At 72.2% G+C, this 15,322-nt stretch carries 10 protein-coding genes; 7 read left to right on the top strand and 3 right to left on the bottom strand.

The window, feature by feature from the left end:
• Positions 1-64: 64 nt before the first annotated feature.
• The 3 genes from gltD to SMIR_RS28840 form a co-directional block, all read right to left on the bottom strand.
• Entirely contained in the window at positions 65-1,525 is a 1,461-nt protein-coding gene (gene gltD / locus SMIR_RS28850) for a glutamate synthase subunit beta (protein ID WP_168490558.1), read from the bottom strand.
• Positions 1,518-6,110 carry a glutamate synthase large subunit gene (gene gltB, locus SMIR_RS28845; RefSeq protein WP_168490559.1) on the bottom strand — a complete coding sequence of 1,531 codons (4,593 nt, stop codon included), beginning with the start codon at positions 6,108-6,110 and terminating at the stop codon, positions 1,518-1,520. The genes gltD and gltB overlap by 8 nt, the downstream gene beginning before the upstream one ends.
• A gap of 364 nt (positions 6,111-6,474) precedes the next feature.
• Positions 6,475-7,206 (bottom strand): VIT1/CCC1 transporter family protein, encoded by a 732-nt coding sequence (locus SMIR_RS28840; RefSeq protein WP_168490560.1) that lies wholly within the window; start codon positions 7,204-7,206, stop codon positions 6,475-6,477.
• Positions 7,207-7,455: 249 nt separating this feature from the next.
• On the opposite strand from SMIR_RS28840, the gene SMIR_RS28835 reads away from it, so the two are divergent.
• Genes SMIR_RS28835 through SMIR_RS28805 form a run of 7 tightly spaced genes read left to right on the top strand, consistent with a single transcriptional unit; the run spans position 7,456 to position 15,311 of the window.
• Positions 7,456-8,556, top strand: a complete 1,101-nt coding sequence (locus tag SMIR_RS28835) for an ADP-ribosylglycohydrolase family protein (RefSeq protein ID WP_168490561.1) — start codon at positions 7,456-7,458, stop codon at positions 8,554-8,556.
• Entirely contained in the window at positions 8,553-9,848 is a 1,296-nt protein-coding gene (locus tag SMIR_RS28830) for an ADP-ribosylglycohydrolase family protein (protein ID WP_248002875.1), read from the top strand. Before SMIR_RS28835 ends, SMIR_RS28830 begins: the two co-directional genes overlap by 4 nt.
• Positions 9,849-9,855: 7 nt before the next feature.
• On the top strand, positions 9,856-11,016 hold the full coding sequence (locus tag SMIR_RS28825; protein ID WP_212727561.1) for an ADP-ribosylglycohydrolase family protein: 1,161 nt from the start codon (positions 9,856-9,858) through the stop codon (positions 11,014-11,016).
• Entirely contained in the window at positions 11,016-12,389 is a 1,374-nt protein-coding gene (locus SMIR_RS28820) for an ADP-ribosylglycohydrolase family protein (protein WP_212727560.1), read from the top strand. The genes SMIR_RS28825 and SMIR_RS28820 overlap by 1 nt, the downstream gene beginning before the upstream one ends.
• Positions 12,386-13,231 (top strand): PfkB family carbohydrate kinase, encoded by an 846-nt coding sequence (locus SMIR_RS28815; RefSeq protein ID WP_168490564.1) that lies wholly within the window; start codon positions 12,386-12,388, stop codon positions 13,229-13,231. The genes SMIR_RS28820 and SMIR_RS28815 overlap by 4 nt, the downstream gene beginning before the upstream one ends.
• Positions 13,228-14,478 (top strand): CaiB/BaiF CoA transferase family protein, encoded by a 1,251-nt coding sequence (locus SMIR_RS28810; RefSeq protein WP_248002876.1) that lies wholly within the window; start codon positions 13,228-13,230, stop codon positions 14,476-14,478. The genes SMIR_RS28815 and SMIR_RS28810 overlap by 4 nt, the downstream gene beginning before the upstream one ends.
• Positions 14,475-15,311 carry an HpcH/HpaI aldolase/citrate lyase family protein gene (locus SMIR_RS28805; protein WP_422664471.1) on the top strand — a complete coding sequence of 279 codons (837 nt, stop codon included), beginning with the start codon at positions 14,475-14,477 and terminating at the stop codon, positions 15,309-15,311. The genes SMIR_RS28810 and SMIR_RS28805 overlap by 4 nt, the downstream gene beginning before the upstream one ends.
• Positions 15,312-15,322 lie beyond the last annotated feature (11 nt).

Raw genomic sequence — 15,322 nt, 5'->3', positions numbered from 1 at the left:
GACAAGGCAGGCGCCGCGTTCAGTTCCGTACGCCGTTGTACGGGACGTTTGTTGGGGTGGAGCGTCAGACCATCAGCGAGCGGTCCGTCGGGCGGATCGGGGCCGGCAGATCGCTGGCCCCGGTCAGGAAGCGGTCGACCCCGCGGGCGGCCGAGCGGCCCTCCGCGATGGCCCACACGATCAACGACTGGCCGCGGCCGGCGTCACCGGCGACGTACACGCCGGGCACGTTCGTCGCGAACTCGGCGTCGCGGGCGATGTTGCCGCGCGCGTCGAGCTCCAGGCCGAACTGGGAGACCACGCCGTTCTCGACGTCGGTGCCGGTGAAGCCCATGGCCAGTGTGACCAGCTGGGCGGGGATCTTGCGCTCCGTGCCCGGCTTCTGGTTCAGCTTGCCGTCGACGAACTCGACCTCGGCGAGGTGCAGCCACTGGACGTTGCCGTCCTCGTCGCCCTCGAAGTGGGTGGTGGAGACCGAGTAGACGCGGTCGCCGCCCTCCTCGTGCGCGGAGGTGACCTTGTAGAGCATCGGGAACGTCGGCCAGGGCTGGCCCGGGTTCCGCTCCTCGCCCGGTCGCGGCATGATCTCCAGCTGCGTGACCGAGGCAGCGCCCTGGCGGTGGGCGGTGCCCACGCAGTCCGCGCCGGTGTCGCCGCCGCCGATGACCACGACGTGCTTGCCCTCGGCCGTGATCGGGGGCGCCACGTAGTCGCCCTCCTGGACCTTGTTGGCCAGCGGCAGGTACTCCATGGCCTGGTGGATGCCCTTGAGCTCGCGGCCGGGGACCGGGAGGTCACGCGCGGTCGTCGCACCGGCGGCGATGACCACGGCGTCGTACCGCTTGCGCAGGTCCGTCGCCTTGAGGTCGCGGCCGATCTCGATGCCGGTGCGGAAGCGGGTGCCCTCCGCGCGCATCTGCTCGATGCGGCGGTTGATGTGCCGCTTCTCCATCTTGAACTCGGGGATGCCGTAGCGCAGCAGGCCGCCGACGCGGTCGGCACGCTCGTACACGGCGACCGTGTGGCCCGCCCGGGTGAGCTGCTGGGCGGCGGCCAGGCCCGCCGGGCCCGAGCCGATGACCGCGACGGTCTTGCCCGACAGGCGCTCGGGGATCCGCGGGGCGACATCGCCCGTGTCCCACGCCTTGTCGATGATCGAGACCTCGACGTTCTTGATGGTCACGGCGGGCTGGTTGATGCCGAGCACACACGCCGACTCGCAGGGAGCGGGGCACAGGCGGCCCGTGAACTCCGGGAAGTTGTTCGTGGCGTGCAGACGCTCGGACGCGGCGGACCAGTCCTCGCGGTAGGCGTAGTCGTTCCACTCGGGGATCAGGTTCCCCAGCGGACAGCCGTTGTGGCAGAACGGGATCCCGCAGTCCATGCAACGGCTGGCCTGCTTGGAGATGATCGGGAGCAGTGAGCCCGGAACGTAGACCTCGTTCCAGTCCTTGACGCGCTCCTCGACGGGGCGGGTCCTGGCGACCTCGCGGCCGTGGTTCAGAAAGCCCTTGGGATCAGCCATTGGTCGCCGCCTCCATCATCTTCTCGGTGATCTCGGACTCGGGGAGTCCGGCTCGCTCGGCGGCGTCCTTGGCGGCGAGCACTGCCTTGTACGTGCTGGGGATGATCTTGCTGAAGCGGTCCACCGCTGTGTCCCACTCCGCAAGGAGCTTCTCGGCGACGGTCGAGCCGGTCTCCTCCTGGTGGCGGCGCACCACGTCGTGCAGCCACTGCTTGTCGGTGTCGTCGAGAGCCTCGACGGCGCCCACGTTGCCGGCGTTGACGTTGTCGCGGTTCAGGTCGACGACGTACGCGATGCCGCCGGACATGCCGGCCGCGAAGTTGCGGCCCGTCTCGCCGAGGACGACCGCGTGGCCGCCGGTCATGTACTCGCAGCCGTGGTCGCCCACGCCCTCGGAGACCACCGTCGCGCCGGAGTTGCGGACGCAGAAGCGCTCGCCGGTGCGGCCGCGCAGGAAGAGCTCGCCGCCCGTCGCGCCGTACGCGATGGTGTTGCCCGCGATGGTCGAGTACTCGGCGAGGTGGTCGGCGCCCCGGTCGGGACGGACGATCACCCGGCCGCCGGAGAGGCCCTTGCCGACGTAGTCGTTGGCGTCGCCCTCCAGGCGCAGCGTGACACCGCGCGGCAGGAAGGCGCCGAAGGACTGGCCCGCGGAGCCGGTGAAGGTGATGTCGATGGTGTCGTCGGGCAGGCCCCCGCCACCGAACTTCTTCGTCACCTCGTGGCCGAGCATGGTGCCGACCGTGCGGTTGATGTTGCGGATCGCGACCTGGGCGCGCACCGGCTGGGCGTCGGCCTGGGTGTTCGCGGCCAGCGCGTCGGCGGCGAGCTTGATCAGCTCGTTGTCGAGCGCCTTCTCCAGACCATGGTCCTGGGCGATGACCTGGTGGCGCACCGCGCCCTCGGGCAGCTCGGGCACGTGGAAGAGCGGGGACAGGTCCAGGCCCTGCGCCTTCCAGTGGGTGATCGCCCGCTCCACGTCGAGGTTCTCGGCGTGGCCGACGGCCTCCTCGATCGTGCGGAAGCCGAGCTCGGCGAGGATCTCGCGGACCTCTTCGGCGATGAACTTGAAGAAGTTCACGACGTACTCGGCCTTGCCGGCGAAGCGCTCGCGCAGCACCGGGTTCTGGGTGGCGATGCCGACCGGGCAGGTGTCCAGGTGGCAGACGCGCATCATGACGCAGCCGGAGACGACGAGCGGCGCGGTCGCGAAACCGAACTCCTCGGCGCCGAGCAGCGCGGCGATGACGACGTCACGGCCGGTCTTCAGCTGGCCGTCGGTCTGCACGACGATACGGTCGCGCAGGCCGTTGAGCAGCAGCGTCTGCTGGGTCTCGGCGAGGCCGAGCTCCCAGGGGCCGCCGGCGTGCTTCAGGGACGTCAGCGGGGAGGCGCCCGTACCGCCGTCGTGGCCGGAGATGAGCACCACGTCCGCGTGCGCCTTGGAGACACCCGCGGCGACCGTGCCGACCCCGACCTCGGAGACCAGCTTCACGTGAATCCGCGCCTGCGGGTTCGCGTTCTTGAGGTCGTGGATCAGCTGGGCCAGGTCCTCGATGGAGTAGATGTCGTGGTGCGGGGGCGGAGAGATCAGGCCCACGCCCGGGGTGCTGTGCCGGGTCTTGGCGACCCAGGGGTAGACCTTGTGGCCGGGCAGCTGGCCGCCCTCGCCGGGCTTGGCGCCCTGCGCCATCTTGATCTGGATGTCGTCGGCGTTGACCAGGTACTCCGACGTGACGCCGAAGCGGCCGGAGGCGACCTGCTTGATCGACGAGCGGCGCGCCGGGTCGTAGAGCCGGTCCGCGTCCTCGCCGCCCTCACCGGTGTTGGACTTGCCGCCCAGCTGGTTCATGGCGATGGCGAGGGTCTCGTGCGCCTCCTTGGAGATGGAGCCGTACGACATGGCGCCGGTGGAGAAGCGCTTGACGATCTCGCTCACCGGCTCGACCTCGTCGATCGAGATCGGCTGCCGGTCGGACTTGAAGCCGAACAGGCCGCGGAGCGTCATCAGGCGCTCGGACTGCTCGTTCACCCGGTCCGTGTACTTCTTGAAGATGTCGTAGCTGCCGGAGCGCGTCGAGTGCTGGAGGCGGAAGACCGTCTCCGGGTCGAACAGGTGCGGCTCGCCCTCGCGGCGCCACTGGTACTCGCCGCCTATGTCGAGGGCCCGGTGCGCCGGGGCGATGCCGGAGGCCGGGTAGGCCTTGGCGTGCCGCGCCGCGACCTCCTTGGCGATGACGTCGAGACCGGCGCCGCCGATCTTGGTGGCCGTGCCGTTGAAGTACTTCTCGACGAAGGCCCGGTCGAGGCCGACGGCCTCGAAGACCTGGGCGCCGCGGTAGGAGGCGACGGTCGAGATGCCCATCTTGGACATGACCTTGAGGACGCCCTTGCCGAGCGCGTAGATCAGATTGCGGATGGCCTGCTCGGGCTCGATGTCCCCCAGGAAGGTACCGGCGCGGACCAGGTCCTCGACCGACTCCATCGCCAGGTACGGGTTGACCGCGGCGGCGCCGAAGCCGATGAGGAGGGCCACGTGGTGGACCTCGCGGACGTCGCCCGCCTCGACCAGCAGGCCCACCTGGGTGCGCTGCTTGGTGCGGATGAGGTGGTGGTGGACGGCCGCGGTGAGCAGCAGCGAGGGGATCGGCGCGTGCTCGGCGTCGGAGTGGCGGTCCGACAGGACGATCAGACGGGCGCCGTTCTCTATGGCGGCGTCGGCCTCCGCGCAGATCTCCTCGATCCGCGCGGCGAGGGAGTCGCCGCCACCGCTGACCCGGTAGAGACCGGACAGGGTCGCGGCCTTCATGCCCGGCATGTCGCCGTCGGCGTTGATGTGGATGAGCTTGGCCAGCTCGTCGTTGTCGATCACCGGGAAGGGCAGGGTGACGCTACGACAGGACGCGGCTGTGGGCTCCAGCAGGTTGCCCTGCGGGCCCAGCGAGGAGCGCAGCGAGGTGACGAGCTCCTCGCGGATCGCGTCCAGCGGCGGGTTGGTGACCTGCGCGAACAGCTGGGTGAAGTAGTCGAAGAGCAGGCGCGGGCGCGCGGAGAGGGCCGCGATCGGCGAGTCCGTGCCCATGGAGCCCAGCGGCTCACCGCCGGTGTTGGCCATCGGCGCGAGGATGATGCGCAGCTCTTCCTCGGTGTAGCCGAAGGTCTGCTGGCGGCGGGTGACCGAGGCGTGGGTGTGCACGATGTGCTCGCGCTCGGGGAGGTCGGAGAGCTCGATCTCGCCGGCTTCCAGCCACTCCGCGTACGGCTTGTCGGCGACGAGGGCGGCCTTGATCTCGTCGTCCTCGATGATGCGGTGCTCGGCGGTGTCGACGAGGAACATCTTGCCGGGCTGGAGGCGGCCCTTGCGGACGACCTTCGCGGGGTCGATGTCGAGGACGCCGACCTCGGAGCCGAGGACGACGAGGCCCTCGTCGGTGACCCAGTAGCGGCCGGGGCGCAGACCGTTGCGGTCGAGGACCGCGCCGACCTGGGTGCCGTCGGTGAAGGTGACACAGGCCGGGCCGTCCCAGGGCTCCATCATCGTGGAGTGGAACTGGTAGAAGGCGCGGCGGGCCGGGTCCATGGAGTCGTGGTTCTCCCACGCCTCCGGGATCATCATCAGCACGGAGTGCGGGAGCGAGCGGCCGCCGAGGTGGAGGAGCTCGAGCACCTCGTCGAAGGAGGCGGAGTCGGACGCGTCGGGCGTGCAGATCGGGAAGACCCGCTCCAGGCCCTTGTCCCCGAAGAGATCCGAGACCAGCTGGGACTCGCGCGCCTGCATCCAGTTGCGGTTGCCCTTGACCGTGTTGATCTCGCCGTTGTGCGCGACGAAGCGGTACGGGTGGGCGAGCGGCCAGCTCGGGAAGGTGTTGGTGGAGAACCGGGAGTGCACGAGCGCGATCGCGGAGGCGAAGCGGCGGTCGGACAGGTCCGGGAAGAAGGGCTCCAGCTGGCCGGTGGTCAGCATGCCCTTGTAGACGATGGTGCGCGCGGAGAGCGACGGGAAGTACACGCCGGCCTCGCGCTCGGCGCGCTTGCGCAGCACGAACGCCTTGCGGTCGAGCTCGATGCCGGTCGAGACGCCGTCCGTGACGAAGATCTGGCGGAAGGCGGGCATCGTGGAGCGGGCGGTGGCCCCGAGCAGTTCGGGGGCGACCGGAACCTCGCGCCAGCCGAGGACGGTCAGGCCCTCGTCGGCGGCGATCGTCTCGATCTGTGAGACGACATCCTCGATGCCGTCCTCGGGCAGGAAGGCGATGCCGACCGCGTACGCGCCGGCCGCGGGCAGCTCGAATTCGGCCACCTCACGGAAGAACGCGTCGGGGACCTGGGACAGGATGCCCGCGCCGTCGCCCGAGTCGGGCTCGGCGCCGGTGGCACCCCGGTGCTCCAGGTTGCGCAGCACGGTGAGCGCCTGCTCGACCAGCGCGTAGCTCGCCTCACCGGTGAGGGTGGCCACGAAGCCGACGCCACAGGCGTCGTGCTCGTTGCGGGGGTCGTACATACCCTGCGCAGCAGGGCGAGCATCCATGAAGGACCAGTTCTGGCCATTCGTGGAGTGCTGGGACGGCTGGCGCGGCGAACGCATCGGCTCTCCCGTCGTCGTCGTGGCATATGCATGTGCCGAGGGACGACGTTGGCCCTCTGCTGGGGGTGCAAAATTTCGTGCAGGTTACATGATGGAATGGTTCTCGGGAACCGGATACTCCGTTCCAACATGCGGACACCGGTGGGTGGCGTGGGGGTACCGCGCACGACGGTGGAGTTAAGGGGACCTAAGCGGACAGATCAGTGTCCGCGGGTCCGGGGTACGGCGGGCAACGTCACCCACCGCACTGAAGCGGCGCAGGCCTCATTGCCCGCAGCGCTTACGGCTCATTCCCAGTGGTTAAGCGATCGAAACCAGGGAGTAACGGCTACTTATGCAGTCCCTTGCATAAGTGCGCGAGAACTCATCCTACGGCGGTACCGAACAGGCTGCCCAGGACGTACGTCACACCCGCCGCGGCACCCCCGAGCGCGAGCTGCCGGATTCCGCTGTACCACCAGGTTCGAGCCGTCACCCGGGCCACGATCGCGCCGCACGCGAAGAGCCCGATCAGCGCGAGCAGCAGCGCGGGCCACAGGACGGTCGCGCCGAGCAGATACGGCAGTACGGGGAGCAGGGCACCCAGGGCGAAGGAGCCGAAGCTCGACACGGCGGCGACGGCCGGGGAGGGCAGGTCGCCCGGGTCGATGCCGAGCTCTTCGCGGGCGTGTATCTCCAGGGCCTGCTCGGGGTCGCGCGAGAGCTGCTTGGCCACTTCGCTGGCGAGTGCGGAATCGACGCCGCGCGACTCGTACAGCGCGGCGAGCTCGCGCTCCTCGTCCTGCGGATGCTTTCTCAACTCACGGCGCTCGACGTCGAGTTCGGCCTGGACGAGTTCGCGCTGCGAGGCGACGGAGGTGTACTCGCCGGCGGCCATGGAGAAGGCGCCGGCGGCCAGGCCCGCGAGCCCGGTGATGACGATCGTCTGGTGGGAGACGGACCCGCCGGCGACGCCGGTCATCAGGGCGAGGTTGGACACGAGCCCGTCCATCGCGCCGAACACGGCCGGGCGCAGCCATCCGCCGTTCACGTCCCGGTGGGTGTGGTTGTCGCGGTGCGCCTCGTGCAGGGTCGCTTCGGTCTCGATGATGGACATACCGGTCCCCCAGGATCCTTCGATTGGACTGTTTCTACTTTTCGACAACCACGAAAGTACGCCGGTAATTTCTTCTCCGCCAGCAAGGAAAGGCTGGGCTAACCTGCGGTTTTACGCTCAGCCGCTCATCCGTGATGGATCATGCACAGATGTCGACCGGGTGAATGAGGAGCCGCGGACGGCTCTCCCCGCCCCCTCCCGTGGGACACATCCCCAAAGGGCTCTGCGCCCTGAGAGGAGAGGCACCGTATGGCTTCCATCGCCTGCATTCCCTCCGTCCCGGCACCCGGGGACTCGGCCGCTCTGCGCGAGCGGGCCCGCGGCGCGCTGCTCGGCCTCGCCGTCGGGGACGCGCTGGGCGCGCCCGCCGAGAACATGAGGCCGTCGCAGATCCGCGCGAAGTGGGGACGGATCACGGGGTACGTCGCCGATCAACCGGCCGGGACGGACGACACGGAGTACGCGATCTTCTCGGGGCTGCTGCTGGCCCGGCACGGTTCGGCGCTGACCGTGACGCATGTCGAGGCGGCCTGGCACCAGTGGATCGCCGACCGTGACGAGGGGCCGTTCCGGGGCGCCGGCTTCAGCGAGCGCGGCACCCTGGAGAACCTGCGCCGGGGACTCGCGGCCCCCATCTCGGCCCAGCACCGGCACGCCTGGAGCGACGGTCTGGCGATGCGCGCGGCCCCCTTCGGCGTCTTCGCGGCCGGGCGCCCGGCGGAGGCGGCCCGGCTGGTGGCGATCGACGGCTCGGTGAGCCACGAAGGCGAGGGCATCTACGGCGGCCAGGCGGTCGCGGCGGGGGTCGCGGCGGCGATGGCGGGCGCGGCCACGATCGCGGTGGTCGCCTCCGCGCTCGCCGTGATCCCGGACGACTCCTGGACGGCCCGCTCCCTGCGCCGGGCGGTGGCCGTCGCCCACCGCGGGGAACGGGCGGTCCGCTCGGCGGTCGTCATCGGCGGCTACCCCTGGACGGACCTGGCCCCGGAGGCCGTCGCCCTCGCCTTCGGCGCGTACGCCGCCGCCGACGGCGACTTCACCGAGTCCGTCCTCACCGCCGTCAACATGGGCCGCGACGCCGACACCACGGCCGCGGTGGCGGGCGCGCTGGCCGGGGCGACCCGGGGCGCCGCCGCGATCCCGGCGGACTGGGCGGCGGCGATCGGCCCGGCACGCGGCAGCTGCCTGCCCTCCATGGCGGGCCACCACGTACTGGACGTGGCGGAACTGCTCACACCGGGGGACGACGGGAAGTGGGGGACCGGGAGCACGGCGCCTCCGCCCCCCGACCCGTACGCCCTCACCAGCGATTACATCCTTGCCGACGAAGATGACGAGGTGCAGCCATGAGACCCGGCCTGGTGGGCGACGAACCCGGCACGGGATCGGCCTCGGCACCGGGGACCGGGGGATCGATCTCGATCTCCGACATCGGGGACCCACCCTCGACGTCCGACACCGGGGACTCCCCCTCGACGGATGCGGACCCCCGTACGGAGCGGGGCGCCGCCCCCGTACCCGCCCCGCACCCCCGCCGGATCGAGGGCCTCCTGCTCGGGCTCGCCGCGGGCGACGCCGCCGGCTGGCCCGCCGGCCGGCACCGCGCGGCCCGGATGCCCGAGTGGACCCGGCGGCTGACCCGCGAGCTGGACACCTTCGCGGAGCAGAACGCGACGACGACCCTGCCCGTGCCCATCGCGCTCAATCAGCCGCCGGAACCCCTGCGGCTCGGCCCGTCGGACGACGCGGAGTGGGCGGCGTTCGCGGCGGAGGCCGTGCTGCGCGCCGGGGACCGCAGCGCGCTCGGCGACCTGAGCCGGGAACGCCGGATGCGGGCATCCATCGACCTGTCCTGGAACGCCGTCGCCAGCGAGGTCGCCGCGGCCGCCGAGCGCGCCCCCGAGGTCGAGTCCGCGCTGCTCCCCCTGCGCGCCCGGATCTCCGTACGGGCGGGCCTGGGCAACCTCGCCACCGGGCTGCGCCCGCCCGCCACCGGCCACGACAACCCGCACTACTTCGACGACGCGGCCTGTGTACGGGCCTGTGTGCTCGCCGTGGCGCACCCGGGCGACCCCCGACTCGCCGCGGAACTCGCCGAGTTCGACGCCCGCTACACCCAGGACGGCGACGGGGTGCACGGCGCCCGCGCGATGGCCGCGGCCCTCGCGCTCGCCCTCGCCGGGGCCGACGTCGACGCCTGCGCGGACGCCGCCCTCGCCGAGCTCCCCGAGTCGACGGAGATCGGCCGCAACGCCCGGCACGCACTGCGGCTCGCCCGCGCCAGCGAGGACACCTTCGCCCTGGTCCCCCTCCTGGAACACCAGATCGTCGACCACGTCTACAGCTACGGCATCGCGGCGGCGGAGACCGTGCCGGTCGCCCTCGCCCTGGCCACCGCCGCACGCGGCCGGATCGCGGAGGCGGTGCCCGCCGCCGCCTGTCTGTCCCGGGTCGCGGACTCGGCCCCGGCCCTCGCGGGCGCGCTCACCGGCGCGCTGGGCGGCGGCGGCGCGATCCCTGCCTCCTGGCGCGACGCCTGCCGCATCCTGTCCGGCTGCGCGCTGCCCCGGCTCACGGGCACGGACCTGATCGGACTCGCCGACCTCCTGGAAGCGACGGAACTGGCCACCCCAGAGGGATGATTCGGGCATGACGCCCAAAGGAGAAGGAACGGGAACCCTCGACGAACGCATCACCGGAGCCCTCGTCGGAGCCGCCGTCGGCGACGCGCTCGGCGGCCCCGTCGAGGGCTACACCCCCGAGCAGATCGTCGAACGGCACGGCGGCCGGATCCACGGCATCGTCGGCCCCTGGAACGGCGACGCCTGGCGCACCGCCCGCCCCATCGCCCCGTACCACAAGGGCGACGGACACGTCACCGACGACACCCTGATGACCCATGCGCTGGTACGCGTGTACGCCACCGTCCGCGACCACCTCGACGCGTACGCCGTCGCCGAGCACCTGGTCCCCGACCTCATGACGGGCCCGCGCTGGATCCCGGAACTGGAGGCCGAGGCCATCCCCCTCCAGCGGATCTTCCTCGCGGAGAAGTGGCTGGTGGCCCGCCTCCACTACGGCCATGTGGACCCCCGGGAGGCCGGTACCGGCAACATCGTCAACTGCGGCGCCGCGATGTACATGGCGCCGGCCGGCCTGGTCAACGCGGCCAACCCGGCGGGCGCGTACGCCGAGGCGCTCGACATCGCGGGCGCCCACCAGTCGTCGTACGGGCGGGAGGCGGCGGGCGTCTTCGCGGCGGGGGTGGCGGCGGCGTGCGCGCCCGGGGCGAGCCCGGACTCGGTCGTCGCGGCCTGCCTGTCCCTGGCGAAGGACGGCACCCGGTCGGCGATCGAGGCGGTCTGCGAAGTCGCCGCCCGCCACACGGACTTCGAGTCGGCGCTGATCCCGCTCCGCGAGGCGGTGATCCCCTACGACACGGTCGGCCCCGACTACCGTTCCCCCTCCCTCGCCGCCCGCCGCCCCTCCCGTCTCCACGCGATCGAGGAACTCCCCGTCGCCCTGGGCATGTTGGTGGTGTCCGGGGGCGACTACCGGCACGCGGTCCTCGGCTCGGTGAACTACGGCCGCGACTGCGACTCCATCGCCACCATGTCCGGCGCCCTCGCCGGTGCCCTCGGCTCCGAGGTCCCCCACGACTGGGCCAAGACGGTCGCCGAGGCCAGCCGCCTGGACCTGCACGCCCCGGCGACCACCCTCACCGGGGTGACCCGCGAGATCTTCGCTCGTGACGTGGGCCGTCGCCGCGCCCACGAGTCGGCGTACGCCGAGCTGACGGGGACCCCGTGATGCTCCGACTGACCTGGGTCCAACCGGAGGACCTCCTCGGCCACGAGCTCGCCCAGGCGTATCAGGACGGCCGCGCACCGGAGGCGATCGCCGCCCGCTGGCACGCGGCGGGCGGCCCAAAGGCCCCACCGCGCGCGGGCGCGTCCCCGACTCCGGCCTCGCGGTACCTACACGCACTGGCGGAAGACCTCCTGGACGAACTGGCGGAGCTGCCCGGTGAGTTGGCGGACACAGAGCCGACAGACCTCGGCCGGATCAGGGCCCACTGCCCGAACTGGCCCGCCCGACCCGTGCCCACCCCAGCCCCCACCCAGGCCCACCTGGAAACCGCCTGGCTGGGCAGAGCGGTCGGCTGCCTCCTTGGCAAACCGGTGGAAAAGCTCCCCCTCGACGGCATCCGCCAACTGGCCCGGGCCGCCGGAAACTGGCCCCTGCACACTTGGTTCACCGCCCGGGACGTACCCGACGACCTCCTCCGGGCCCACCCCTGGAACAGACGCTCCGCCCCCACCTCCCTCGCCGAGAACATCGACGGCATGCCCGAGGACGACGACCTCAACTACCCCCTCCTGAACCTCCTGTTGCTCCAGCGATACGGCAGGGACTTCACGACCGCCGACGTGGGCCGCCTCTGGCTGGACGAACTCCCCGCCGGCCGCACGTTCACCGCCGAACGCGTCGCCTACCGCAACCTCCTCACCGGCATCGAACCCCCGCACACGGCCCGCCACCGCAACCCCTTCCGCGAATGGATCGGCGCCCTGATCCGCGCCGACGTCCACGGCTGGACGAACCCGGGCGATCCGGCCGCCGCCGCGGAAGCGGCCCACCGGGACGCCACCCTCACCCACACCGCGAACGGCGTGTACGCGGCGATGTTCACGGCGGCCACCATCGCCGAGGCGGCCACCGGCCGCGGCGACATCCACGCCTGCCTGCGCACCGGCCTCACCGTCGTGCCCCCCGCCTCCCGGCTGGCCGAGGCGATCCGCCACGCCGTCCACCTCGCCCGCACCACCGAGGACTTCGACACGGTCGTCGACGCCCTGCACGCCACCCACCGCGCCTACCACTGGGTCCACGCCCTCCCCAACACCGCCCTGATCGCCGCCGCCCTCACCCACGCGGACGGCGACTTCTCCGGCTCCATCTGCCGCGCGGTGTCCGGCGGCTGGGACACCGACTCCAACGGCGCGACGACGGGCAGCGTCGCGGGCCTCCTCACCGGCACCCCCGCCGCGCTCCCCGACCGCTGGACCACCCCCCTCAAGAACCGCCTCGCCACCTCCGTCGCCGACTTCGACGGCATCGGCTTCGACACCCTCGCCCAGCTGACCCACCAGCTCACGCACCGGGAGACCCGTCACCCATGACCCAAATCGCCGTGCTCGGCAGCACGAACATGGACCTCGTCGCGTACGTCGCGAAGGCCCCGCAGCGCGGAGAGACCGTGACGGGACGGGAGTTCCGTACGATCCCCGGCGGCAAGGGCGCGGGCCAGGCGGTGGCCGCGGCCCACGCGGGCTCCGACGTCTCGATGATCGGCGCGGTGGGCGCCGACGCCTTCGGCTCCCAGCTCCGTACGACCCCGGAGCTCCCCCAAGCTCTCGGCTTCGCTCGAGCAGGGGGGACCCCCATGGGCGTGGACACCGACCACCTGCGCACCACCGAGGGCCCGTCCGGCACGGCGCACATCGTCGTGGACGACGAGGGCGGCAACGCGATCGTCGTCGTCCCCGGTGCCGACGCCACCGTCGACCACCTCGCCCCCGGCGCCGACGCGCTGCTGCTCCAGCCCGAGATCCCGCCGGCCGCCGTCCTCACGGGCGCCGAGGCCGCGCGCCGCCACGACGTCCGGACCATCCTGACCCCCTCCCCCGTACAGTCCCTGCCGCCCGAACTCCTCGCCTCCATCGCCCTGCTCGACCAGGTACCCGAAGTCGTCGTCACCCTGGGCGCGGCGGGCAGTCCGTACGCGGCCCGCGGCGCCGAACCCCTCACCGTGCCCGCGCCCCGGATCACCGCCGTGGACTCGACCGGCGCGGGTGGCATCCTCGCGGTCGCGCCGGCGGAGGGCCGGCCGATGCGCGCCTCCCTCGCGTGGGCGTCGACGACCACGTCCCCGTCGGTGCAGCGCGCCGGCGCCTCGTCCTCGATGCCGTACCGCTCCGAGATCGACGCCCAGGCCGCCTCGAACACCCGGCACACCTCATGAGCGGGCATACGGATCACGAGGCGGGGACGGATCGCGGTCCGCTCACCGAGTCGGGGACGAGTCGTGGCCCGCTCACCGGGCTGCGCGTCCTCGACCTCGCCACCCTGTTCGCCGGACCGCTCGCCGCCACCATGCTCGGCGACTTCGGCGCGGAGGTCGTCAAGGTCGAGCACCCGGCCAAGCCCGACCCCTCCCGGGGCCACGGCCCGTCGAAGGACGGCATCGGCCTGTGGTGGAAGCTCCTCGGCCGCAACAAACGCACCATCACCCTCGACCTGTCCAGGCCCGGCGGCCGCGCCACCCTCCTGCGCCTCGCCGCCACCGCCGACGTGATCATCGAGAACTTCCGGCCCGGCACCCTGGAGAAGTGGGACCTGGGCTGGGCGGAGCTGTCGGCCGCCAACCCCCGCCTCGTCCTCGCCCGTGTGACCGCCTTCGGCCAGTTCGGCCCGTACGCGCACCGCCCCGGCTTCGGCACGCTCGCCGAGGCGATGAGCGGCTTCGCGGCGATCACCGGCGAACCGGACTCCCCGCCGACCCTCCCGCCCTTCGGCCTGGCCGACTCGATCGCGGGCCTGGCGACGGCGTACGCCGTCATGGCCGCGCTCCGCGCCCGCGACGCTTCGGGCCGCGGCCAGGTGGTCGACATGGCGATCATCGAGCCGATCCTCACCGTGCTCGGCCCACAGCCGCTCTGGTACGACCAGTTGGGCCACGTCCAGCCCCGCACCGGCAACCGCTCCGCGAACAACGCGCCCCGCAACACCTACCGCACGGCGGACGGCTCCTGGGTCGCCGTCTCGACCTCCGCCCAGTCGATCGCCGAGCGGCTGATGCGGCTGGTCGGACGCCCGGAGCTGATCGAGGAACCGTGGTTCGCGACGGGCGCCGACCGGGCCCGCCACGCGGACGTCCTGGACGAGGCGGTGGGCACCTGGATCGCCCGCCACCGCCGCGAGGAGGTCCTGGACGCCTTCGAGAAGGCGGAGGCGGCGGTGGCCCCGATCCAGGACGTACGGGATGTGATGGAGGACCCGCAGTACGCGGCCCTGGACACGATCACCACCGTCGCAGACCCCGAACTCGGCCCCCTGCGCATGCAGAACGTGCTCTTCAGGCTCTCCGCCACCCCCGGCGCGATCCGCTGGGCGGGCCGCCCCCACGGCGCCGACACGGACGCCGTCCTCACCGAACTCGGCCTGTCCGAGGCCGAGATCACCACTCTCAGATCGGAAGGCGCCCTATGAGGATCCCGGCCCTCCCGCTCACCTGGCTCTACGCCCCCGGAGACCACCCGGAGGTGGTGGCCAAGGCCCTCGTCTCCGGCGCGGACGTCGTCCTGATCGACCTGGAGGACGCGGTCGCCCCGCACCGCAAGAAGTACGCCCGCGCCGCCACCGCCGAGTTGCTCTCGGACCCTCCCCCGGTCCCGGTCCACGTCCGCGTGAACGCGCTGGACGGTCCCCTCGCCGAGGCGGACCTGAGCACGCTCGCCCCGCTCCCCGGCCTCTCCGGCCTCCGGCTGCCCAAAGTGACCTCCCCCGCCGATGTCGTCCGGGTCGCGGAACACTCGGCCCCCTCCGAGGGAGGCGCGATCCCCCTGTACGCCCTCCTGGAAACCGCCCTCGGTGTCGAACACGCCTTCACCATCGCGGCGGCCCACCCGGCGGTGCGCGGCATCGGACTGGGGGAGGCGGATCTACGGGCCGACCTGGGCGTACGGGAGGACGCGGGCCTGGACTGGGCCCGTGCCCGGATCGTGGTCGCCGCCCGGGCCGCCGGCCTCGCGCCACCCACACAGTCGATCTACCCGGACATCCGGGACCTCGAAGGCCTGGCCGCCTCCTGCGCCCACGGGCGCACCCTGGGCTTCCTCGGCCGCGCGGCCATCCACCCCCGCCAGCTCCCGGTGATCGAACACGCCTATCTCCCGACCCCGGCCGAGGTCGAGACCGCCGAGCTCATCGTCAAGGCCGCCGCCACCGAGCCGGGTGCCCAGGCCCTGCCCGACGGCCGGTTCGTGGACGCGGCGGTCGTGGCGGGCGCCCGCCGCACGCTGGCGCTGTCCCGCCGGAAATGAGCGAAGGGGGC

The organism is Streptomyces mirabilis (assembly GCF_018310535.1).
Lineage (GTDB): Bacteria > Actinomycetota > Actinomycetes > Streptomycetales > Streptomycetaceae > Streptomyces.
The sequence above is the reverse complement of the archived record's forward strand: the minus strand, read 5'-3'. Positions and strand labels throughout refer to the sequence as shown.